General features: G+C 66.9%; 15 protein-coding genes and 1 tRNA gene. 15 read left to right on the top strand and 1 reads right to left on the bottom strand.

Annotation, left to right across the window (positions count from 1 at the left end):
* Positions 1-63: 63 nt before the first annotated feature.
* A complete protein-coding gene (locus ACZ7OO_RS03510; RefSeq protein ID WP_471501002.1) occupies positions 64-1290 on the bottom strand; it encodes a pyridoxal phosphate-dependent aminotransferase in 1227 nt (408 codons plus the stop codon).
* Between the two features lie 262 nt (positions 1291-1552).
* Between ACZ7OO_RS03510 and ACZ7OO_RS03505 the strand changes: the two genes are divergently transcribed.
* The 15 genes from ACZ7OO_RS03505 (at position 1553) to ACZ7OO_RS03435 (ending at position 23415) form a co-directional block, all read left to right on the top strand.
* Positions 1553-1625 (top strand) — tRNA-Trp (locus ACZ7OO_RS03505).
* A 108-nt stretch (positions 1626-1733) separates the two neighbouring features.
* Complete coding sequence (gene secE / locus ACZ7OO_RS03500) at positions 1734-2018, top strand: preprotein translocase subunit SecE (RefSeq protein ID WP_069779231.1); 285 nt, start codon at positions 1734-1736, stop codon at positions 2016-2018.
* An 80-nt stretch (positions 2019-2098) separates the two neighbouring features.
* Entirely contained in the window at positions 2099-3001 is a 903-nt protein-coding gene (gene nusG, locus ACZ7OO_RS03495) for a transcription termination/antitermination protein NusG (protein ID WP_471501000.1), read from the top strand.
* Positions 3002-3159: 158 nt separating this feature from the next.
* Positions 3160-3594, top strand: a complete 435-nt coding sequence (rplK, locus tag ACZ7OO_RS03490; RefSeq protein WP_132857189.1) for a 50S ribosomal protein L11 — start codon at positions 3160-3162, stop codon at positions 3592-3594.
* An 82-nt stretch (positions 3595-3676) separates the two neighbouring features.
* Positions 3677-4402 (top strand): 50S ribosomal protein L1, encoded by a 726-nt coding sequence (gene rplA, locus ACZ7OO_RS03485; RefSeq protein ID WP_471500997.1) that lies wholly within the window; start codon positions 3677-3679, stop codon positions 4400-4402.
* Positions 4403-4673: 271 nt separating this feature from the next.
* Entirely contained in the window at positions 4674-5531 is an 858-nt protein-coding gene (locus ACZ7OO_RS03480; protein ID WP_471500995.1) for an SCO4651 family lipoprotein, read from the top strand.
* Positions 5532-5825: 294 nt separating this feature from the next.
* On the top strand, positions 5826-6356 hold the full coding sequence (rplJ, locus tag ACZ7OO_RS03475; RefSeq protein ID WP_362719901.1) for a 50S ribosomal protein L10: 531 nt from the start codon (positions 5826-5828) through the stop codon (positions 6354-6356).
* A gap of 120 nt (positions 6357-6476) precedes the next feature.
* Positions 6477-6860: a 50S ribosomal protein L7/L12 gene (rplL, locus tag ACZ7OO_RS03470; protein WP_471501249.1), complete on the top strand. Its 384-nt coding sequence runs from the start codon at positions 6477-6479 to the stop codon at positions 6858-6860.
* Between the two features lie 553 nt (positions 6861-7413).
* Positions 7414-10899, top strand: coding sequence for a DNA-directed RNA polymerase subunit beta (gene rpoB, locus ACZ7OO_RS03465; RefSeq protein WP_471500993.1), 3486 nt, complete (start codon positions 7414-7416; stop codon positions 10897-10899).
* A 102-nt stretch (positions 10900-11001) separates the two neighbouring features.
* Entirely contained in the window at positions 11002-14901 is a 3900-nt protein-coding gene (locus ACZ7OO_RS03460) for a DNA-directed RNA polymerase subunit beta' (RefSeq protein ID WP_471500991.1), read from the top strand.
* A gap of 955 nt (positions 14902-15856) precedes the next feature.
* Positions 15857-16228, top strand: a complete 372-nt coding sequence (gene rpsL / locus ACZ7OO_RS03455) for a 30S ribosomal protein S12 (RefSeq protein WP_003948652.1) — start codon at positions 15857-15859, stop codon at positions 16226-16228.
* A gap of 2 nt (positions 16229-16230) precedes the next feature.
* Positions 16231-16701, top strand: coding sequence for a 30S ribosomal protein S7 (rpsG, locus tag ACZ7OO_RS03450; protein WP_007384059.1), 471 nt, complete (start codon positions 16231-16233; stop codon positions 16699-16701).
* Between the two features lie 39 nt (positions 16702-16740).
* On the top strand, positions 16741-18867 hold the full coding sequence (fusA, locus tag ACZ7OO_RS03445) for an elongation factor G (RefSeq protein ID WP_471500989.1): 2127 nt from the start codon (positions 16741-16743) through the stop codon (positions 18865-18867).
* Between the two features lie 156 nt (positions 18868-19023).
* Positions 19024-20217, top strand: coding sequence for an elongation factor Tu (gene tuf, locus ACZ7OO_RS03440; protein ID WP_351693772.1), 1194 nt, complete (start codon positions 19024-19026; stop codon positions 20215-20217).
* Positions 20218-20397: 180 nt separating this feature from the next.
* Positions 20398-23415: a glycosyl hydrolase 115 family protein gene (locus ACZ7OO_RS03435; RefSeq protein ID WP_471500987.1), complete on the top strand. Its 3018-nt coding sequence runs from the start codon at positions 20398-20400 to the stop codon at positions 23413-23415.
* The last annotated feature ends 21 nt before the right edge of the window (positions 23416-23436 follow it).

Genomic DNA, 23436 nt, shown 5'->3' with positions numbered 1-23436 from the left:
GCCTCCCCGGAGGGAGGCGGCCCGCACGCGCGCGTGGAGTGCACGAGAAGAGGACGGGGAGGATCAGTCCTTGGCCTCCGCCAGCAGCTTCTGCATCCGGCTCACGCCCTCGGCGAGGTCCTCGTCACCGAGCGCGTACGACAGCCGCAGGTAGCCGGGCGTGCCGAAGGCCTCGCCGGGTACGACCGCGACCTCGGCCTCCTCCAGGATCAGCTCGGCCAGCTCCACCGAGGAGACCGGGCGCTTGCCGCGGATCTCCTTGCCGAGCAGCGCCTTGACCGACGGGTACGCGTAGAAGGCGCCCTCGGGCTCCGGACAGACCACGCCGTCGATCTCGTTGAGCATCCGCACGACGGTCTTGCGACGGCGGTCGAAGGCCTCGCGCATCTTCGCCACGGCCTCCAGGTCACCGGAGACGGCGGCCAGGGCGGCGACCTGCGCCACGTTGGAGACGTTCGAAGTGGCATGCGACTGGAGGTTGGTGGCCGCCTTGACGACGTCCTTGGGACCGATGACCCAGCCGACCCGCCAGCCCGTCATCGCATACGTCTTCGCGACACCGTTGACGACGATGCACCTGTCGCGCAGCTCGGGCAGGATCGCCGGCAGCGAGGTGAACCTCGCGTCGCCGTAGACGAGGTGCTCGTAGATCTCGTCGGTCAGCACCCACAGGCCGTGCTCGACGGCCCAGCGGCCGATCGCCTCGGTCTCGGCCTCGCTGTAGACGGCGCCGGTCGGGTTGGACGGGGAGACGAAGAGCACGACCTTCGTCTTCTCCGTGCGCGCCGCCTCCAGCTGCTCCACGGAGACGCGGTAGCCGGTCGTCTCGTCCGCGACGACCGGCACCGGGACACCGCCGGCGAGACGGATCGACTCCGGGTACGTCGTCCAGTACGGGGCGGGGACGATGACCTCGTCACCCGGGTCGAGGATCGCGGCAAAGGCCTCGTAGATCGCCTGCTTGCCGCCGTTGGTGACCAGGACCTGGCTCGCGTCCACCTCGTAGCCGGAGTCGCGCAGCGTCTTCGCGGCGATCGCGGCCTTCAGCTCGGGCAGACCCCCGGCCGGCGTGTAGCGGTGGTACTTAGGGTTCTTGCAGGCCTCGATCGCGGCGTCGACGATGTAGTCCGGGGTCGGGAAGTCGGGCTCACCGGCGCCGAAGCCGATCACCGGGCGCCCGGCGGCCTTCAGGGCCTTGGCCTTGGCGTCCACGGCGAGGGTGGCGGACTCGGAGATCGCGCCGACTCGGGCGGAGACCCGGCGCTCGGTGGGAGGGGTTGCAGCGCTCATGGGGTCCATCGTTTCAGACCGGAAACCTGCGTGGCACGCCGGTTTCACAGACTGAACAACCACGGACCGGACCGTGAACAAGCGTGCTGATCCGGCCCCCGGCCAGGACGATCTTCCGTACGGTCCCCCCGGACTGCCGCTTTCTGTTCGACGCGGCGCCGCGGACCACGTACACTCTCACCTCGTTGGCCTTCAGCAGGCGCGGCTGAGCCGGTGCACTCCGAGCACTCGGCCGGATGCGGTACGTTGGGGGACACAGCAAAGGGTCGTAGCTCAATTGGTAGAGCACCGGTCTCCAAAACCGGCGGTTGGGGGTTCAAGTCCCTCCGGCCCTGCTACACACACCGCCAGGATGTGTGCGCATGTACGTACAAGTATTGCACCGCCGTGCGGCTCAGGAACCGGGCGCGGCACGGCCACGACCCGGGATCAGGTGAGGATGAATGACGGACGCCGTGGGCTCCATCGATACGCCTGATGCTCAGGACGAGGTGTCGGAGTCCAAGAAGGCCCGCAAGGGTGGTAAGCGTGCCAAGAAGGGCCCGCTGAAGCGCCTTGCCACCTTCTACCGCCAGATCATCGCGGAGCTCCGCAAGGTCGTCTGGCCGACTCGTAACCAGCTGACGTCGTACACCACCGTGGTGATCTTCTTCGTCGCCATCATGATCGCTCTGGTGACCGTGATTGACTATGGACTCAACCACGCTGCCAAGTACGTCTTCGGCTGAGCACAGAGCGAAGGGCGCCGTGGTACCGGCGCCCGTTTTCGCATGTTCCACCCCTATGTATCCAGGAAGAAGCAGCCATCGTGTCTGACCCGAACCTGAACGACGACGCCACCGAGCCCCGCGGGCAGGCGGCCGAGACGGTCGACGACGAGCTCGACATCGTCGAGGGCGCAGACGAGCAGGACGAGTTCGAGGCTGCCGAGGCCGAGCTTGGGGAGCCGGCCGAGAAGGCCGCGATCCACGTCGAGGACGAGGACGCTGTCGCGGAAGAGGCCGACGAGGCTGACGCCGCAGAGGCCGACGAGGCTGACGCTGCAGCGGTCGAAGAGGCCGAAGAGGCTGCCGAGGAAGAGCCCGCCGAGCCGGTCGACCCCGTCCAGGCGCTCCGCGAGGAACTGCGCCTGCTGCCGGGTGAGTGGTACGTCATCCACACCTACGCCGGCTACGAGAACCGCGTGAAGACCAACCTGGAGCAGCGCGCCGTCTCGCTGAACGTCGAGGACTACATCTTCCAGGCCGAGGTGCCGCAGGAAGAGGTCGTCCAGATCAAGAACGGCGACCGCAAGACCATCAAGCAGAACAAGCTGCCCGGTTATGTGCTCGTCCGTATGGACCTGACCAACGAGTCCTGGGGTGTCGTCCGCAACACCCCGGGTGTCACCGGCTTCGTCGGCAACGCCTACGACCCGTACCCGCTGACGCTGGACGAGATCGTCAAGATGCTCGCTCCCGAGGCCGAGGAGAAGGCCGCTCGGGAGGCCGCGGAGGCCGAGGGCAAGCCGATGCCGCAGCGTAAGGTCGAGGTCCAGGTGCTGGACTTCGAGGTCGGCGACTCGGTCACCGTGACCGACGGCCCGTTCGCCACGCTCCAGGCCACCATCAACGAGATCAACCCCGACTCCAAGAAGGTCAAGGGTCTGGTGGAGATCTTCGGGCGTGAGACGCCGGTGGAGCTTTCGTTCGACCAGATCCAGAAGAACTAGTCTCTTCTGGACGTCACGCTTCCGAGCAGGTCAGGCGCTCGCCTGACCTGCTCGGTTTTTGGCCGCGCATCTATACCCGTTATCGTTGTGCGGTATGCCTGCGTTCAGGGTGGTCCCCTTGCGCAGGCAGGACCCGAATGGAAAGGACCCGGAGAGCTATGCCTCCCAAGAAGAAGAAGGTCACGGGGCTCATCAAGCTCCAGATCAACGCCGGTGCGGCGAACCCGGCTCCGCCGGTCGGCCCCGCGCTCGGCCAGCACGGCGTCAACATCATGGAGTTCTGCAAGGCCTACAACGCCGCGACCGAGTCGCAGCGCGGTTGGGTCATCCCGGTCGAGATCACGGTCTACGAAGACCGCTCCTTCACCTTCGTCACCAAGACCCCGCCGGCCGCGAAGATGATCCTCAAGGCCGCTGGTGTGGAGAAGGGCTCCGGCGAGCCGCACAAGACCAAGGTCGCCAAGATCACTCAGGAGCAGGTCCGGGAGATCGCCCAGACCAAGCTTCCCGACCTGAACGCCAACGACCTGGACGCCGCGTCGAAGATCATCGCCGGCACCGCCCGTTCCATGGGCATCACGGTCGAGGGCTGAACCCCACCTTCGTCAGAACCACCGTGGTAGGGCCTGCTCGGCCCGTACACCACGACTCCTTCAGAACCCACAGGAGCAAGTTGTGAGCAAGCGCAGCAAGGCCCTTCGCGCTGCGGACGAGAAGATCGACCGGGACAAGCTGTACGCCCCGCTCGAGGCCGTCCGTCTCGCCAAGGAGACCTCCACCTCCAAGTTCGACGGCACCGTCGAGGTCGCCTTCCGTCTGGGTGTCGACCCGCGCAAGGCCGACCAGATGGTCCGTGGCACCGTGAACCTCCCGCACGGCACCGGCAAGACCGCCCGGGTCCTGGTCTTCGCGACCGGTGACCGTGCCGAGGCCGCGCGTGCCGCGGGCGCCGACATCGTCGGCGCCGACGAGCTGATCGACGAGGTGGCGAAGGGCCGTCTGGACTTCGACGCCGTCGTCGCCACCCCGGACCTCATGGGCAAGGTCGGCCGCCTCGGCCGTGTCCTCGGCCCGCGTGGTCTGATGCCGAACCCGAAGACCGGCACCGTGACCCCGGACACCGCCAAGGCCGTGACCGAGATCAAGGGCGGCAAGATCGAGTTCCGCGTCGACAAGCACTCGAACCTGCACTTCATCATCGGCAAGGCGTCCTTCGACGACGAGAAGCTGGTGGAGAACTACGGCGCCGCGCTGGAGGAGATCCTCCGTCTGAAGCCGTCCGCCGCCAAGGGCCGCTACATCAAGAAGGCCGCGGTCAGCACCACCATGGGCCCCGGCATCCCGGTCGACCCGAACCGCACGCGCAACCTCCTCACCGAGGAGGACCCGGCCACCGTCTGAGCCCCGCGCTCGGTCCGGCAGCCGCGTCAGGGACGCGTCAGCAACAGGGCGGGCCCCGCAACCCGAGAGGGTTGCGGGGCCCGCCCTGTTTTCCGGTTCGGGACGGTTCGGGCCTGCGCTTGACGGGACGGTTCGCGCCTGCGTTTGCGGGACGGCTCGCGGCCGCCCTTGGTGGGCGACGTTCGCCTGCCCTTGGTGGGACTTCCGCCACGGCTGTCAGTGGCCTGGGTTAGCGTCGGGGGTGCGGGACTCGTACGGGGGGTGGGCCGAGATGACGAGGTCGGGTGTGCGCCGGGTGGTCCTGGTGATCGCGGTGGCGAGCGTGCTGACCGGGGCGGCCGCCTGCACCTCGCCGTCAAGCCCGGACCCCAAGGACACCGCCGCCCACCACGCCCGCTCCCTGGCCGCCCTGCGTTCCGCCGAGCGGTCCACCCACCAGGCCCGGTCGGTCCGGGTTCGCTCCACCACGGCCCTGGGCTCCCTGATGTCCACGAAGGCCGAGGGCGCCCTCGGCTGGACGGACGGCCTCACCGGCACCCTCACCATCACTTACACCGGCGGCACCACCGCCGACCTGATGCGCCGGCTCGACTCCACGTCCCTGGAGACCCGCTACCTCCGGGACGCCTACTACGCCAAGGTCGGCCCCGCCTTCGCCCGGCAGCTGGGCGGCAAGCACTGGATCAAGTACCCGTACGACTACCTCGCCACCCTGGGCGGCGGCTCGGGCGCGATGATGACCGACCTGATGCGCAACACCACGCCCAACCAGTCGGTACGGCTGCTGCTCGCCTCCGGGGACGTGCGGACAATGGGCGAGGAGCAGGTCTCCGGCGTGCACTCCACCCACTACTCGGGCACGGTGCACGTCTCCGACCTGGCCGGCGAGAGCGAGCTGCAGAAGCAGCTCACCCAGGCCGGCGTCGGCACCGAGACCGTCGACATCTGGGTCGACGACAGGGACCTGCTGGTCAAGAAGACCGAGAAGGCCGACACCGCGAACGGCGCGATGACCCAGACCGCCTACTACAGCGACTACGGCGTGCGGGTCACCGCCGAGCAGCCCCCGGCCGGCGACACCGAGGACTTCAGGACGCTGCTGAAGCAACAGGGCGGCACGCTCTCCTGAGCGCTCCCGAACGCCGGGCGGAGCCGATTTGCTTGACAGCGCACCGGTCCCGTACTCTCCTAGCGAAGCCAAAGACCGCTGGTCGTTGCCGTCTGCTCGTAAGAGTGTGCGGTGGCCGAAGGATCCGCTGAACCGCGGACGACCCGCGCAGGTGACTGTGGAAGTGCTCCCGGGACACATGCTCACGTGTGTGTGTGTTCGGTCGAGCCACGCCCCGTGCGCCTGCGCCGGGGCGTTTCGTTTTCCCAGCCCCTTCTGAGCGGTCCTCATCACCCGGAAGGAGGCCGACGCTCTATGGCAAGGCCCGACAAGGCTGCCGCGGTAGCCGAGCTGACGGAGCAGTTCCGCAGCTCGAACGCCGCCGTGCTGACCGAGTACCGGGGTCTCACCGTGGCGCAGCTCAAGACGCTGCGTCGTTCGCTCGGTGAGAACGCCCAGTACGCCGTGGTGAAGAACACGCTGACCAAGATTGCGGCCAACGAGGCCGGGATCTCCACGCTCGACGACCTGTTCAACGGTCCGACGGCGGTCGCCTTCGTCACCGGTGACCCGGTGGTGTCGGCGAAGGGTCTTCGTGACTTCGCCAAGGACAACCCGAACCTCGTCATCAAGGGCGGCGTCCTTGACGGCAAGGCTCTGTCCGCCGACGAGATCAAGAAGCTTGCGGACCTCGAGTCCCGCGAGGTTCTGCTCGCCAAGCTGGCGGGCGCCATGAAGGGCAAGCAGACGCAGACTGCTCAGCTCTTCCAGGCGCTTCCCTCGAAGCTCGTCCGCACCGTGGACGCGCTCCGTGCCAAGCAGGACGAGCAGGGCGGTGCCGAGTAATTCGGCTCCCGAAATGACCGCCGCCTGAGGCTCCCCGCCTGAGGCAGAGGTCGTAGCGGGCCGAACGTACGCCCGCCAGACATGTACATCGGCACCAGCCGAATTAGTGGAAGGAAAGCCATCGTGGCTCTCACCCAGGACGAACTGCTCGCCGAGTTCGAGGGCATGACCCTCATCCAGCTCTCCGAGTTCGTGAAGGCGTTCGAGGAGAAGTTCGACGTCACCGCCGCCGCCGCGGTCGCCGTCGCGGGCCCGGCCGGTCCGGCCGCCGCCGCCCCGGTCGAGGAGGAGAAGGACGAGTTCGACGTCATCCTCACCGGCGCCGGCGACAAGAAGATCCAGGTCATCAAGGTCGTGCGTGAGCTGACCTCGCTCGGCCTGAAGGAGGCCAAGGACCTCGTGGACGGCGCCCCGAAGCCCGTCCTCGAGAAGGTCGCCAAGGACGCCGCCGAGAAGGCCGCCGAGTCCCTCAAGGCCGCCGGCGCCTCCGTCGAGGTCAAGTAAGGCCTCTGAGGTCGACCTGACCTCTGTGCGCTGAAACACGTCCTCCGGGGCTGTAACGCGCGGACCGCGAAGAGCGATCATCCATCCGGGTGGTCGCTCTTCGGCGTTCCTGGGAGGCCGACCACGGTTACCTTGCACCCGCCACGGCGGGAGGTATGGTGATCTTCGTCGTGTCCCTGGCGCACCGGGTTTGCGCAAGGGGGCCTTGACGAACCGCACGCAGCGCGCAATTCTCAGGACGCGTCGCCAGAAGGGTCCGAATCCGAGGCATGGATCGGCGACGAAGAGGGCAGTATCAACGTGCGTTGAGGGCAGGCATGACGCAGGCGTTGACGATGGCGAGGGTCTCAGAAAATGGAGACTGGACATCAGTGTGCCAAGTGGCTACACTGACCCTTTGCGCTGCCTGTTAGCTGCCCCCTGCCCGTCACCAGGGGTCTGCCCTCACCCGAATGCCGACGACCGAACTCCTCTGAACTGGGGTTTCTGTCTCTGTGTCCGGGAAGGGACCGGGGAGCGCGTAGTGAGTCCGAGCCCTCGGAAGGACCCCCTCTTGGCCGCCTCGCGCACTGCCTCGAACGCGAATATGAACAACGGCGCCAGCACCGCCCCGCTGCGCATCTCCTTTGCAAAGATCAAGGAGCCTCTCGAGGTTCCCAACCTGCTCGCGCTGCAGACCGAGAGCTTCGACTGGCTGCTCGGCAACACCGCCTGGCAGAGTCGGGTCGAGGAGGCTCTGGAGTCCGGTCAGGACGTCCCCACCAAGTCCGGTCTAGAGGAGATCTTCGAGGAGATCTCCCCGATCGAGGACTTCTCCGGGTCGATGTCGCTGACGTTCCGCGACCACCGTTTCGAACCGCCGAAGAACAGCATCGACGAGTGCAAGGAGCGCGACTTCACGTACGCCGCCCCGCTCTTCGTCACGGCCGAGTTCACCAACAACGAGACCGGTGAGATCAAGTCCCAGACGGTCTTCATGGGCGACTTCCCGCTCATGACGAACAAGGGCACCTTCGTCATCAACGGCACCGAGCGTGTCGTGGTGTCGCAGCTGGTCCGTTCGCCCGGCGTCTACTTCGACTCCTCGATCGACAAGACGTCCGACAAGGACATCTTCTCCGCCAAGATCATCCCGTCCCGGGGTGCCTGGCTGGAGATGGAGATCGACAAGCGCGACATGGTCGGTGTCCGTATCGACCGCAAGCGCAAGCAGTCGGTCACCGTGCTGCTCAAGGCGCTCGGCTGGACGACCGAGCAGATCCTCGAGGAGTTCGGCGAGTACGAGTCCATGCGCGCCACCCTGGAGAAGGACCACACCCAGGGCCAGGACGACGCGCTGCTCGACATCTACCGCAAGCTGCGTCCGGGCGAGCCCCCCACGCGCGAGGCCGCGCAGACGCTCCTGGAGAACCTGTACTTCAACCCGAAGCGCTACGACCTCGCCAAGGTCGGCCGCTACAAGGTCAACAAGAAGCTGGGCGCGGACGCCCCGCTGGACGCCGGCATCCTGACCGTCGAGGACATCATCTCGACGATCAAGTACCTGGTGAAGCTCCACGCGGGCGAGACCGAGACGGTCGGCGACAGCGGTGGCTCGATCGTCGTCGAGACCGACGACATCGACCACTTCGGCAACCGTCGTCTGCGCAGCGTCGGCGAGCTCATCCAGAACCAGGTCCGCACGGGTCTGGCCCGTATGGAGCGCGTCGTCCGTGAGCGCATGACCACCCAGGACGTCGAGGCGATCACGCCGCAGACCCTGATCAACATCCGGCCGGTCGTCGCCTCCATCAAGGAGTTCTTCGGCACCAGCCAGCTGTCCCAGTTCATGGACCAGAACAACCCGCTGTCGGGTCTCACCCACAAGCGCCGTCTGTCGGCTCTTGGCCCGGGTGGTCTCTCCCGTGAGCGGGCCGGCTTCGAGGTCCGTGACGTGCACCCGTCGCACTACGGCCGTATGTGCCCGATCGAGACGCCCGAAGGCCCGAACATCGGTCTGATCGGCTCGCTCGCCTCCTACGGTCGCGTCAACGCGTTCGGTTTCGTCGAGACCCCGTACCGCAAGGTCGTCGACGGCCAGGTCACCGACGAGGTGGACTACCTGACCGCCGACGAAGAGGACCGATTCGTCATCGCGCAGGCCAACGCCGGCCTCAACGACGACATGCGCTTCTCCGAGAACCGCGTCCTGGTCCGCCGCCGTGGCGGCGAGGTCGACTACGTCGCCGGTGAAGACGTGGACTACATGGACGTCTCGCCGCGCCAGATGGTGTCGGTCGCGACCGCCATGATCCCGTTCCTGGAGCACGACGACGCCAACCGTGCCCTCATGGGCGCGAACATGATGCGCCAGGCCGTGCCCCTCATCAAGAGCGAGTCCCCGCTCGTCGGCACCGGCATGGAGTACCGCTCCGCCGTCGACGCCGGTGACGTGGTCAAGGCCGAGAAGGCGGGTGTGGTCCAGGAGGTCTCCGCCGACTACATCACCACCGCCAACGACGACGGCACCTACATCACCTACCGCCTGGCCAAGTTCGCCCGCTCCAACCAGGGCACCTCGGTCAACCAGAAGGTCATCGTCAACGAGGGCGACCGGATCATCGAGGGCCAGGTCCTGGCCGACGGTCCGGCCACCGAGAACGGCGAGATGGCCCTCGGCAAGAACCTGCTCGTGGCGTTCATGCCGTGGGAGGGTCACAACTACGAGGACGCGATCATCCTTTCGCAGCGCCTCGTACAGGACGACGTCCTCTCCTCGATCCACATCGAGGAGCACGAGGTCGACGCCCGTGACACCAAGCTCGGCCCCGAGGAGATCACCCGGGACATCCCGAACGTCTCCGAGGAGGTCCTCGCCGACCTCGACGAGCGCGGCATCATCCGGATCGGTGCCGAGGTCGTCGCCGGTGACATCCTCGTCGGCAAGGTCACACCCAAGGGTGAGACCGAGCTGACGCCGGAGGAGCGCCTGCTGCGCGCGATCTTCGGTGAGAAGGCCCGTGAGGTCCGTGACACCTCGCTGAAGGTCCCGCACGGCGAGATCGGCAAGGTCATCGGCGTCCGCGTCTTCGACCGCGAGGAGGGCGACGAGCTGCCGCCCGGCGTGAACCAGCTGGTCCGCGTCTACGTCGCGCAGAAGCGCAAGATCACCGACGGTGACAAGCTCGCCGGCCGGCACGGCAACAAGGGTGTCATCTCCAAGATCCTGCCGATCGAGGACATGCCGTTCCTGGAGGACGGCACCCCGGTCGACATCATCCTGAACCCGCTGGGTGTCCCGTCCCGAATGAACCCGGGACAGGTCCTGGAGATCCACCTCGGCTGGCTCGCCAGCCGCGGCTGGGACGTCTCCGGTCTCGCCGACGACTGGGCCCAGCGTCTCCAGGCCATCGGTGCCGACCAGGTCGCCCCGCGCACCAACGTCGCCACCCCGGTGTTCGACGGTGCCCGTGAGGACGAGCTGGCGGGTCTGCTCCAGCACACCATCCCGAACCGCGACGGTGACCGCCTGGTGCAGCCGACCGGTAAGGCGCGGCTGTTCGACGGCCGTTCCGGTGAGCCGTTCCCGGACCCGATCTCCATCGGCTACATGTACATCCTGAAGCTGCACCACCTGGTCGACGACAAGCTGCACGCCCGGTCGACCGGTCCCTACTCGATGATCACCCAGCAGCCGCTGGGTGGTAAGGCCCAGTTCGGTGGCCAGCGGTTCGGCGAGATGGAGGTGTGGGCGCTGGAGGCTTACGGCGCCGCGTACGCCCTCCAGGAGCTGCTGACCATCAAGTCCGACGACGTCACCGGCCGCGTGAAGGTCTACGAGGCCATCGTCAAGGGCGAGAACATCCCCGAGCCCGGCATCCCCGAGTCCTTCAAGGTCCTCATCAAGGAGATGCAGTCGCTCTGCCTGAACGTGGAGGTGCTGTCCAGCGACGGTATGTCCATCGAGATGCGTGACACCGACGAGGACGTCTTCCGCGCTGCGGAGGAGCTCGGCATCGACCTGTCCCGGCGTGAGCCGAGCAGCGTCGAAGAGGTCTGACGGGAGTCCGGTAGGGGCCCCACCACCGTGTGAGGCCCCCGCCGACCCCCAGGCCCCCGTATCAGACCAAAGACTCACAACCCTGAGAGGGATTGACGCATAGTGCTCGACGTCAACTTCTTCGACGAGCTCCGGATCGGCCTGGCCACCGCTGACGACATCCGTCAGTGGAGCCACGGCGAGGTCAAGAAGCCCGAGACGATCAACTACCGCACGCTCAAGCCCGAGAAGGACGGACTCTTCTGCGAGAAGATCTTCGGTCCGACCCGGGACTGGGAGTGCTACTGCGGCAAGTACAAGCGTGTCCGCTTCAAGGGCATCATCTGTGAGCGCTGCGGCGTCGAGGTGACCCGCGCCAAGGTGCGCCGTGAGCGGATGGGCCACATCGAACTCGCCGCCCCCGTCACCCACATCTGGTACTTCAAGGGCGTCCCGTCGCGCCTGGGCTACCTGCTCGACCTCGCCCCGAAGGACCTGGAGAAGGTCATCTACTTCGCGGCGTACATGATCACGTTCGTCGACGAGGAGCGCCGTACCCGCGACCTGCCCTCCCTGGAGGCGCATGTCTCGGTCGAGCGCCAGCAGATCGAGAACCGCCGGGACGCCGACCTGGAGGCCCGCGCCAAGAAGCTCGAGGCCGACCTGGCCGAGCTGGAGGCCGAGGGTGCCAAGGCCGACGTGCGCCGCAAGGTGCGCGAGGGTGCCGAGCGTGAGATGAAGCAGCTGCGCGACCGTTCGCAGCGCGAGATCGACCGCCTTGACGAGGTGTGGACCCGCTTCAAGAACCTCAAGGTCCAGGACCTCGAGGGCGACGAGCTGCTCTACCGCGAGCTGCGGGACCGCTTCGGCACCTACTTCGACGGTTCTATGGGTGCCGCGGCGCTGCAGAAGCGCCTGGAGTCCTTCGACCTCGACGAGGAGGCCGAGAAGCTCCGCGAGATCATCCGCACCGGCAAGGGCCAGAAGAAGACCCGTGCCCTGAAGCGGCTGAAGGTCGTGTCCGCCTTCCTGCAGACCTCCAACAGCCCCAAGGGCATGGTCCTGGACTGCGTCCCGGTCATCCCGCCGGACCTTCGCCCGATGGTGCAGCTGGACGGTGGCCGCTTCGCGACCTCCGACCTGAACGACCTGTACCGCCGTGTGATCAACCGCAACAACCGTCTGAAGAGGCTCCTCGACCTCGGCGCGCCCGAGATCATCGTCAACAACGAGAAGCGCATGCTTCAGGAGGCCGTTGACGCCCTCTTCGACAACGGCCGTCGCGGCCGCCCGGTCACCGGTCCCGGTAACCGCCCGCTGAAGTCCCTCAGCGACATGCTGAAGGGCAAGCAGGGTCGATTCCGTCAGAACCTGCTCGGCAAGCGTGTGGACTACTCCGCGCGTTCCGTGATCGTCGTCGGTCCGCAGCTGAAGCTGCACCAGTGCGGTCTGCCGAAGGCGATGGCGCTGGAGCTCTTCAAGCCGTTCGTGATGAAGCGCCTGGTCGACCTGAACCACGCGCAGAACATCAAGAGTGCCAAGCGCATGGTGGAGCGCGGCCGCACCGTCGTGTACGACGTCCTCGAAGAGGTCATCGCCGAGCACCCGGTGCTGCTGAACCGTGCGCCCACCCTGCACCGCCTCGGCATCCAGGCCTTCGAGCCGCAGCTGGTCGAGGGCAAGGCCATCCAGATCCACCCGCTCGTCTGCACCGCGTTCAACGCGGACTTCGACGGTGACCAGATGGCCGTGCACCTGCCGCTGTCCGCGGAGGCGCAGGCCGAGGCCCGCATCCTGATGCTGTCCTCGAACAACATCCTCAAGCCCGCCGACGGCCGTCCGGTGACGATGCCGACCCAGGACATGGTCCTCGGTCTGTTCTTCCTCACCACCGACAGCGAGATGCGGGACGTCAAGGGCGAGGGCCGGTCCTTCGGCTCCTCGGCCGAGGCCATCATGGCGTTCGACGCGGGCGACCTGTCGCTCCAGTCGAAGGTCGACATCCGCTTCCCGGTGGGCACCATCCCGCCGCGCGGCTGGACCCCGCCGGCCGTCGAGGAGGGCGAGCCGGAGTACCAGACGGGCGACAGCTTCCGTCTGCGTACGACCCTGGGCCGCGCGCTCTTCAACGAGCTGCTGCCCGAGGACTACCCGTTCGTCGACTACGAGGTCGGCAAGAAGCAGCTCTCCGAGATCGTCAACGACCTCGCCGAGCGCTACCCCAAGGTCATCGTGGCGGCGACGCTCGACAACCTGAAGGCGGCCGGCTTCTACTGGGCGACCCGTTCCGGTGTCACCGTGGCCATCTCCGACGTCGTCGTTCCCGAGGCGAAGAAGGAGATCGTCAAGGGCTACGAGGCGCAGGACGAGAAGGTCCAGAAGCAGTACGAGCGCGGTCTGATCACCAAGGACGAGCGCACCCAGGAGCTCATCGCGATCTGGACCAAGGCGACCAACGAGGTCGCCGAGGCCATGAACGAGAACTTCCCGAAGACCAACCCGATCTTCATGATGGTGAACTCGGGCGCACGAGGCAACATGATGCAGATGCGTCAGATCGCCGGTATGCGTGGTCTGGTGTCGAACGCCAAGAACGAGACGATCCCGCGTCCCATCAAGGCGTCCTTCCGTGAGGGTCTGTCCGTGTTGGAGTACTTCATCTCCACGCACGGTGCCCGTAAGGGTCTCGCGGACACCGCCCTGCGTACCGCCGACTCGGGTTACCTCACCCGTCGTCTGGTCGACGTATCCCAGGACGTCATCATCCGCGAGGAGGACTGCGGTACCGACCGCGGCCTCAAGCTCCACATCGCGGAGGTCGGCGCCGACGGCGTGCTGCGCAAGGCGGAGAACGTCGAGACGTCCGTGTACGCGCGCTGCCTCGCCGAGGACATCGTGGTCGACGGTCAGGTCCTGGCCCCGGCCGGCACCGACCTCGGTGACGTGCTCATCGACGAGCTGGTGGCCCGTGGTGTCTCGGAGGTCAAGACCCGCTCGGTCCTGACCTGCGAGTCCGCCGTCGGCACCTGCGCCATGTGCTACGGCCGTTCGCTGGCCACCGGCAAGCTGGTCGACATCGGTGAGGCGGTCGGCATCATCGCCGCCCAGTCCATCGGTGAGCCCGGTACCCAGCTGACGATGCGTACCTTCCACACCGGTGGTGTGGCCGGTGACGACATCACCCAGGGTCTGCCGCGTGTCGTCGAGCTCTTCGAGGCCCGTACCCCGAAGGGTGTCGCCCCGATCTCCGAGGCCCAGGGCCGCGTGCGGATCGAGGAGACCGAGAAGACCAAGAAGATCGTCATCACCCCGGACGACGGCAGCGACGAGACGGCGTTCCCGATCTCGAAGCGCGCCCGGCTCCTGGTCAGCGAGGGCGAGCACGTCGAGGTGGGCCAGAAGCTCACCGTGGGTGCCACCAACCCGCACGACGTGCTGCGCATCCTGGGCCAGCGTGCCGTCCAGGTCCACCTGGTCGGCGAGGTCCAGAAGGTCTACAACTCGCAGGGTGTGTCGATCCACGACAAGCACATCGAGATCATCATCCGGCAGATGCTCCGCCGGGTGACGATCATCGAGTCCGGCGACGCCGAGCTGCTGCCCGGCGAGCTGGTCGAGCGCTCGAAGTTCGAGCACGAGAACCGTCGTGTGGTCCAGGAGGGCGGTCACCCGGCCTCCGGTCGTCCGCAGCTCATGGGTATCACCAAGGCCTCGCTGGCCACGGAGTCCTGGCTGTCGGCGGCGTCCTTCCAGGAGACGACGCGAGTCCTCACCGACGCGGCGATCAACGCCAAGTCCGACTCGCTCATCGGCCTCAAGGAGAACGTCATCATCGGTAAGCTCATCCCGGCCGGTACGGGTCTGTCCCGTTACCGCAACATCCGGGTCGAGCCGACCGAGGAGGCGAAGGCCGCGATGTACTCGGCTGTCGGCTACGACGACATCGACTACTCGCCGTTCGGCACGGGCTCCGGCCAGGCCGTTCCGCTGGAGGACTACGACTACGGTCCGTACAACCAGTAGTAGGTGGTTCTGACGTCCTGAAGGGCGGCCATTCCGTTGCGTACGGGGTGGCCGCCCTTCAGTTGTTGAGCGGTGAATTCATCGGCTACGGCAATGCGAAAGGCATGGCCTGTTACGGGACATCGAGGCGGACGGGGAAGTGGAACGATCGGTCAACTGGATTTCATTGTTTTTCTGGAGGGTGAGTACAAGGAGGCACGCAGCCTTTCTTCGCGTGCCGCTCTCCAGTCGGCGCATACGATGCGGTAAGGCCTGGCCGACTCTCATCTTGCCTGGTCATCGGCTGTCCCGTGGGGAGTCGGCACATCGGCTTGCCGCACGCATCGAACCCCGTCCTGCGCCTCCTCGCGAAAGCCCGGAAACCCGTCCGTCCGGGGGCTCGGGTGCGGAGGTGGTGTGCAGGAAGTCCTCAATTCTTCCGTCCATCTCCCGAATTCGTGCGCTATCTCTGCTCGACAGCTGCGGCTCACCTCTTTGCGGCCCGGCTGCGTATGTCTCTCCGGAAAAGATGCGGCGATGCGCCGAGGCGAACGGGCGGCCGGTCAGCTCGGCCGCGCCGTAAAGGGCGAGGGGCGCGGCCAGGAGGGAGGAGGGGCTCGTGCGCCATGACGCCGGCCGCCGACGGCCCACGCCGCTCTCCGTTCGCGTCTCGTTCGTCTTCGTGGTACACCGGAAGGCGGCCTCGAAACCGCAGCTCAGCCCCTCCACGGCCGGTCCCGCTTCTTTTGTTTTGACCGGAGTGATTGCGCTAGGTACGCTCAGACCTTGTGCCTGGGGTGTGCCCTGACCCTCGTGCGTGCCTTCAAACCGCACCGGAGTGACGAAGTGGCCACCGCGATCCGCGCCCCCTTCTGCCGTTCGGCAGGAGTTCGCGGAATCCGACACACCCGACCGCGTGGGTCGGCGAATGTTCCAGGTTAGCTTCACCATTCGGCACACAGAAACCGGAGAAGTAGTGCCTACGATCCAGCAGCTGGTCCGCAAGGGCCGGCAGGACAAGGTCGAGAAGAACAAGACGCCCGCACTCGAGGGTTCCCCTCAGCGTCGTGGCGTCTGCACGCGTGTGTTCACGACCACCCCGAAGAAGCCGAACTCGGCCCTGCGTAAGGTCGCGCGTGTGCGTCTGACCAGCGGTATCGAGGTCACTGCTTACATTCCGGGTGAGGGACACAACCTGCAGGAGCACTCCATCGTGCTCGTGCGCGGCGGCCGTGTGAAGGACCTGCCCGGTGTTCGCTACAAGATCATCCGCGGCTCGCTCGACACCCAGGGTGTCAAGAACCGCAAGCAGGCCCGCAGCCGCTACGGCGCCAAGAAGGAGAAGTAAGAATGCCTCGTAAGGGCCCTGCCCCGAAGCGCCCGGTCATCATCGACCCGGTCTACGGTTCTCCTCTTGTCACCTCGCTCATCAACAAGGTGCTGCTGAACGGCAAGCGCTCCACCGCCGAGCGCATCGTGTACGGCGCCATGGAGGGCCTGCGCGAGAAGACCAGCAACGACCCGGTCATCACGCTCAAGCGCGCGCTGGAGAACATCAAGCCCACGCTCGAGGTGAAGTCCCGCCGTGTCGGTGGCGCCACCTACCAGGTTCCGGTCGAGGTCAAGCCCGGCCGTGCCAACACCCTGGCGCTGCGCTGGCTGGTCGGTTACTCCCGCGCCCGTCGCGAGAAGACCATGACCGAGCGTCTGCTCAACGAGCTTCTCGACGCTTCGAACGGCCTCGGTGCGGCCGTCAAGAAGCGCGAGGACACCCACAAGATGGCCGAGTCCAACAAGGCCTTCGCGCACTACCGCTGGTAGTCGCTACCCACATCGAGACCGAGAGAAGACTGAAGCCTTATGGCTACCACTTCACTTGACCTGGCCAAGGTCCGCAACATCGGGATCATGGCCCACATCGACGCGGGCAAGACGACCACCACCGAGCGGATCCTGTTCTACACCGGTGTGTCGTACAAGATCGGCGAGGTTCACGACGGCGCCGCCACCATGGACTGGATGGAGCAGGAGCAGGAGCGTGGCATCACGATCACCTCTGCTGCCACCACCTGTCACTGGTCGCTGGAAGACGTCGACCACACGATCAACATCATCGACACCCCGGGCCACGTCGACTTCACCGTCGAGGTGGAGCGTTCGCTCCGCGTGCTCGACGGTGCCGTGACGGTGTTCGACGGCGTCGCGGGTGTCGAGCCCCAGTCCGAGACCGTGTGGCGTCAGGCGGACCGCTACGGCGTGCCGCGTATCTGCTTCGTCAACAAGCTCGACCGGACGGGTGCCGAGTTCCACCGCTGTGTGGACATGATCAAGGACCGTCTGGGCGCGCAGCCGATCGTCATGCAGCTCCCGATCGGTGCCGAGGCCGACTTCCAGGGCGTCGTGGACCTGGTCCGCATGAAGGCCCTCGTGTGGTCCGCCGAGGCCACCAAGGGCGAGATGTACGACGTCGTCGACATCCCGGCCACCCACACCGAGGCTGCCGAGGAGTACCGCGGCAAGCTTCTGGAGGCCGTGGCCGAGAACGACGAAGAGATCATGGAGCTGTACCTGGAGGGCGAGGAGCCCTCCGAGGAGCAGCTGTACGCCGCGATCCGTCGTATCACCATCGCGTCCGGCAAGTCCAAGGACATCACGGTCACCCCGGTGTTCTGTGGTACCGCGTTCAAGAACAAGGGCGTTCAGCCCCTGCTCGACGCGGTCGTGCGCTACCTCCCCTCCCCCCTGGACGTCGAGGCCATCGAGGGCCACGACGTCAAGGACGCCGAGGTGGTCGTCAAGCGCAAGCCGTCCGACGACGAGCCGCTGTCCGCGCTCGCGTTCAAGATCATGAGCGACCCGCACCTGGGCAAGCTCACCTTCGTCCGGGTCTACTCGGGCCGCCTGGAGTCCGGCACCGCCGTGCTGAACTCCGTCAAGGGCAAGAAGGAGCGCATCGGCAAGATCTACCGCATGCACGCGAACAAGCGTGAGGAGATCGAGTCGGTGGGCGCCGGCGACATCATCGCCGTCATGGGTCTGAAGCAGACCACGACCGGTGAGACGCTGTGCGACGACAAGCAGCCGGTGATCCTGGAGTCCATGGACTTCCCGGCGCCGGTCATCCAGGTCGCCATCGAGCCCAAGTCGAAGGGCGACCAGGAGAAGCTCGGCGTCGCGATCCAGCGCCTGGCCGAGGAGGACCCGTCGTTCCAGGTCCACTCTGACGAGGAGACCGGCCAGACCATCATCGGCGGTATGGGCGAGCTGCACCTCGAGGTGCTGGTCGACCGTATGCGCCGTGAGTTCAAGGTCGAGGCCAACGTCGGCAAGCCGCAGGTCGCCTACCGTGAGACGATCCGCAAGGCCGTCGAGCGCGTGGACTACACCCACAAGAAGCAGACCGGTGGTACCGGTCAGTTCGCCAAGGTGCAGATCGCGATCGAGCCCATCGAGGGCGGCGACGCCTCGTACGAGTTCGTGAACAAGGTGACCGGTGGTCGTATCCCGAAGGAGTACATCCCTTCGGTCGACGCCGGTGCGCAGGAGGCCATGCAGTTCGGCATCCTCGCCGGATACGAGATGACGGGCGTCCGCGTCACGCTTCTCGACGGTGCCTACCACGAGGTCGACTCCTCCGAGCTCGCGTTCAAGATCGCCGGTTCGCAGGCCTTCAAGGAGGCCGCGCGCAAGGCCAGCCCTGTGCTCCTTGAGCCGATGATGGCCGTCGAGGTCACCACGCCCGAGGACTACATGGGTGAGGTCATCGGCGACATCAACTCCCGCCGTGGCCAGATCCAGGCCATGGAGGAGCGGGCCGGTGCCCGCGTCGTGAAGGGCCTCGTGCCCCTCTCGGAGATGTTCGGTTACGTCGGCGACCTGCGCAGCAAGACGTCCGGCCGGGCCAGCTACTCCATGCAGTTCGACTCCTACGCCGAGGTTCCGCGGAACGTCGCCGAGGAGATCATCGCGAAGGCCAAGGGCGAGTAACGCACCGCGCTACGACGCTTTAGGCTTGACCCTGGAGCCTCACGGGTCGTTCCTCCGCATTCGCGGCGGAATGACCCGGGGCCCGGGAACCAACAGCAAAGATCACCTGGCGCCGATCGAATCAAGGCGTACAGAACCACTCCCAGGAGGACCCCAGTGGCGAAGGCGAAGTTCGAGCGGACTAAGCCGCACGTCAACATCGGCACCATCGGTCACATCGACCACGGTAAGACGACCCTCACGGCCGCCATTACCAAGGTGCTGCACGACGCGTACCCGGACCTGAACGAGGCCACCGCGTTCGACAACATCGACAAGGCGCCCGAGGAGCGTCAGCGCGGTATCACCATCTCCATCGCGCACGTCGAGTACCAGACGGAGACCCGTCACTACGCCCACGTCGACTGCCCGGGTCACGCGGACTACATCAAGAACATGATCACCGGTGCCGCGCAGATGGACGGTGCGATCCTCGTCGTCGCCGCCACCGACGGCCCGATGCCGCAGACCAAGGAGCACGTGCTCCTGGCCCGCCAGGTCGGCGTGCCGTACATCGTGGTCGCCCTGAACAAGGCGGACATGGTGGACGACGAGGAGATCCTGGAGCTCGTCGAGCTCGAGGTGCGTGAGCTCCTCTCCGAGTACGAGTTCCCGGGCGACGACCTGCCGGTCGTCAAGGTCTCCGCGCTGAAGGCGCTGGAGGGCGACGCCGAGTGGACCCAGTCCGTCCTCGACCTGATGAAGGCCGTCGACGAGTCCATCCCGGAGCCCGAGCGTGACGTCGACAAGCCGTTCCTCATGCCCATCGAGGACGTCTTCACGATCACCGGTCGCGGTACGGTCGTCACCGGCCGTATCGAGCGTGGTGTCCTGAAGGTCAACGAGACCGTCGACATCATCGGCATCAAGACCGAGAAGACCACCACCACGGTCACCGGTATCGAGATGTTCCGCAAGCTGCTCGACGAGGGTCAGGCCGGTGAGAACGTCGGTCTGCTGCTCCGCGGCATCAAGCGCGAGGACGTCGAGCGCGGCCAGGTCATCATCAAGCCCGGCTCGGTCACCCCGCACACGGAGTTCGAGGCCACGGCGTACATCCTGTCCAAGGACGAGGGTGGCCGCCACACGCCGTTCTTCAACAACTACCGCCCGCAGTTCTACTTCCGTACCACGGACGTGACCGGCGTCGTGACCCTCCCCGAGGGCACCGAGATGGTCATGCCGGGCGACAACACCGACATGAAGGTGGAGCTGATCCAGCCCATCGCCATGGAGGAGGGCCTGAAGTTCGCCATCCGTGAGGGTGGTCGCACGGTGGGCGCCGGCCAGGTCACCAAGATCAACAAGTGATCTTGGCCCGCAAGGGCTGACCCGGTGAGTCTCTGAAAGGCCCGTACGACTTCGGTCGTACGGGCCTTTCGGTGTGTCGGCGCCTCGAAACTATTCGGCGCGTACGACCCCTGGTTCCCGGGGGACGCTCACTCCACCATTTGTCATGCCGCTGACCAAATTCGGGTGGAGGGGTGAGGCATGTCTGTGAGCCGCAGAGCTGTGCTGGGCGCGGGTGCCGCGGCCGTACCGGTGCTGTCGTCGGGTCTCGCGTGGGCGGGCGGCGACGGCGCTCCGCGGGTCACGGACCCCGGCGCGTACATCTCCTTCACCGGCGGGGTGTTCTCACTGGTCGGCGCCCCCGTCGTGGTGAGCGCCGAGGATCACCCCGGAGTCGTACGGGTGGCGGGCGACCTCCGTGACGACATCGAGCGCGTGACCGGCGTACGTCCGGGTGCGACGATCGCCCGGTACGTGGTGCTCGTCGGCACGATCGGCCGCAGTCCGCTGATCGACGGCCTGGTGGCGTCCGGCAAGCTGGACGTGACGGGCGTACGGGGCAGGTGGGAGACCTCGCTCCAGACGGTCGTCGACCGTCCTCTCCCCGGCGTCGAGAGCGCGTTCGTCATCGCGGGCAGCGACCCGCGCGGCACGATCTTCGGGGCGTACGACGTCTCGTACGGCATCGGGGTCTCACCCTGGCACTGGTGGGACGATGTTCCGCCGGTCCACCGCGACCGGGTGTGGGTGCTGCCGGGCCGCCACACCCAGGGCACGCCGGCGGTGAAGTACCGCGGTTTCTTCATCAACGACGAGAACCCGGCGCTCGGAACCTGGGCCCCGGCATATTTCGGACCGGGCAAGGCCCCCGGCTACCCTGGCGGCTTCAACGCGGACTTCTACGCCCGTGTCTTCGAGGTACTGCTCCGACTGAAGGGCAACTACCTCTGGCCGGCGGTGTGGGGCCGGGCGTTCGCGGAGGACGACCCGGAGAACCACCGCAGAGCTTCCGAGTATGGCGTTGTCATGGGCACGTCTCATGAGGCGCCGATGATGCGGGGGATCGAGGAGTGGAACCGCCACGCGGCAGGCGGAAACGACCCCTACGGGGGCACCGGCGAGTGGTCGTACCGCCGTAACTCGACCGCGATCAAGGCGTACTGGCGAGCCGGCATCCAGCGGATGGTCGACCAGGGCTTCGAGGGCGTGGTCACCCTCGGCATGCGCGGCAACGGCGACACCAGCCTCCCCGACGGCGACGGCATCGGACTGATGCAGGAGATCATCACGGCACAACGGCAGATCATCGAGGAGGTGACCGGAAAGCCCGCTGCCGAGACCCCCCAGGTGTGGACGCTCTACAAGGAGGTGCAGCGCTACTGGGACCGGGGGCTGAGGGCGCCCGACGACGTCACCGTGATCCTGACCGACGACAACTGGGGCAACATCCGCAAGCACCCGTCCCCGGACGAGCCCCGGAGCGGCGGATACGGCCTGTACTACCACTTCGACTACGTGGGCGCGGGCCGCAACTACAAGTGGGTCGACACGGCCAACCTGCGCAACGTCTGGGACCAGCTCCACCAGGCGCACGCCTACGGCAACCACGGCCTGTGGGTGGCCAACGTGGGTGACCTGAAGGGCAACGAACTGCCGACCGAGTTCTTTCTCGACTACGCCTGGAACCCGGAGCGTTGGGACATCGATCGGTTGGGCGAGTGGGAACGGAGATACGCACGCCAGAACTTCGGAGAGTCCGTGGCGCAGGAGGTGGCCGAACTGCTCGCGCTGTACGGCCGGTTGCAGGCGCGCCGCAAACCGGAGCTGCTGAACCGCCGGATCACGCTCGCGGACGACGGCCAGGTGGTGTACGACGACCAGCAGACGCCGTTCTCCTTCGGCCACCGTGAGCTGGAGCGGGTCACGGAGGAGTGGCGGGAGCTGGGGAGGCGGGCGGCGCGGATCGGGCGCCGGCTGCCGGCGGCCGTACAGGACGCGTGGTTCGAGCTGGTCGGGTACGAGGTGGCGGCGACCGCGAACCTGTACGCGCTGCGGGATGCCGAGTTCACGAACCTGCGCTACGCCCGCGAGGGCAGAGCGGCCACCAACGACCGTGCGGCGGCGGCGGAACAGGGCCTGCTGCGGGACTTCGCCCTGGCCGACCGCTTCAACTCCGCTGTGGCGGGGGGCAAGTGGCAGGGCTTCCAGAGCCAGCCGCACATCGACTACGGGGATGTGGACCGGTACGGCCCCAACGCGCCCTGGCAGCAGCCGGAGAAGGACAACGTGGCCCTGCCGGACGTCCTGTTCCCGGCGGTGCGGCGGATCGAGGTGCCGGAGGCGGCGGGGCTGGGGGTGTCGGTGGACGGGGACGGGGACGGGGACGGGGACGCGCCGAGTCTGCCGTCGTTCAGCCCGTACCAGACCCGGCCGCAGCAGTACGTCGAGGTGTTCAACAGGGGCCGTACGCCCTTCGACTACCGGGTGGAGACGTCGGAGCCGTGGCTGACGGTGGACCGTCCTCGGGGCCGGGTGACGCGGCAGGTTCGGGTGGAGGTGCGGGTGGACTGGTCGCGGGCACAGGCCGGCCGGTCCTCGGGATCGCTGACGGTGAGCGGGGCGGGGGAGTCGGTGACGGTGACGTGCGTGGCGGAGAAGCCGTCGGCACGGGGGCTGCGGGGCTTCGTCGAGGCGGGCGGGTATGTGGCGATCGACGCGGAGCACCACGACCGTGCGGTCGGCGGCTGGCGCCGGCTGGAGGGGATCGGCCGGACGGGCGCCGGGATGACGGCGTGGCCGGTGACGGGGGGCTGGGGAGATGCGTGGCCTCGGCTGGAGTACGAGGTGAGCCTGCTGTCGGCGGGGGAGGTGACGGTGTGGGCGTACCTGTCCCCGCGGAATCCGGCACTGCCGACGACGACCGGGCTGCACTACGCGGTGTCGTTCGACGACGCGGGACCGGTACCGGTGGACATCACGGCCGGCGCGGACGACGGCCTGCTGAACGCGGTGTGGGCGCGCAACACCTCGGACAACGTGAACCGGACGGCGACCCGCCACACGGTGGGCCCGGGGGTTCACCGCCTGAAGTTCTGGGCGGTGGACCCCACGGTGGTGGTGCAGCGGCTGCTGATCGACACGGGCGGGCTGCCCGGGACCTACCTGGGCCCGCTGGAGAGCCGGCGGGTCCACAGGGGCGGGGCGTGCTTCGGGGAGTGACGTCGCGGCGCACGCACGCGA

This window comes from Streptomyces sp. NPDC111744 (assembly GCF_055634995.1).
The sequence above is the reverse complement of the archived record's forward strand: the minus strand, read 5'-3'. Positions and strand labels throughout refer to the sequence as shown.

What these genes read in the sequence shown, in the direction of transcription:
- rplJ (WP_362719901.1), top strand. Translation starts at nt 5,826, where the DNA reads ATGGCAAGGCCCGACAAGGCTGCCGCGGTAGCCGAGCTGACGGAGCAG.
- ACZ7OO_RS03435 (WP_471500987.1), top strand. Translation starts at nt 20,398, where the DNA reads ATGTCTGTGAGCCGCAGAGCTGTGCTGGGCGCGGGTGCCGCGGCCGTA.
- secE (WP_069779231.1), top strand. Translation starts at nt 1,734, where the DNA reads ATGACGGACGCCGTGGGCTCCATCGATACGCCTGATGCTCAGGACGAG.
- ACZ7OO_RS03480 (WP_471500995.1), top strand. Translation starts at nt 4,674, where the DNA reads ATGACGAGGTCGGGTGTGCGCCGGGTGGTCCTGGTGATCGCGGTGGCG.
- ACZ7OO_RS03510 (WP_471501002.1), bottom strand. Translation starts at nt 1,290, where the DNA reads ATGAGCGCTGCAACCCCTCCCACCGAGCGCCGGGTCTCCGCCCGAGTC.
- fusA (WP_471500989.1), top strand. Translation starts at nt 16,741, where the DNA reads ATGGCTACCACTTCACTTGACCTGGCCAAGGTCCGCAACATCGGGATC.
- rpsG (WP_007384059.1), top strand. Translation starts at nt 16,231, where the DNA reads ATGCCTCGTAAGGGCCCTGCCCCGAAGCGCCCGGTCATCATCGACCCG.
- rplK (WP_132857189.1), top strand. Translation starts at nt 3,160, where the DNA reads ATGCCTCCCAAGAAGAAGAAGGTCACGGGGCTCATCAAGCTCCAGATC.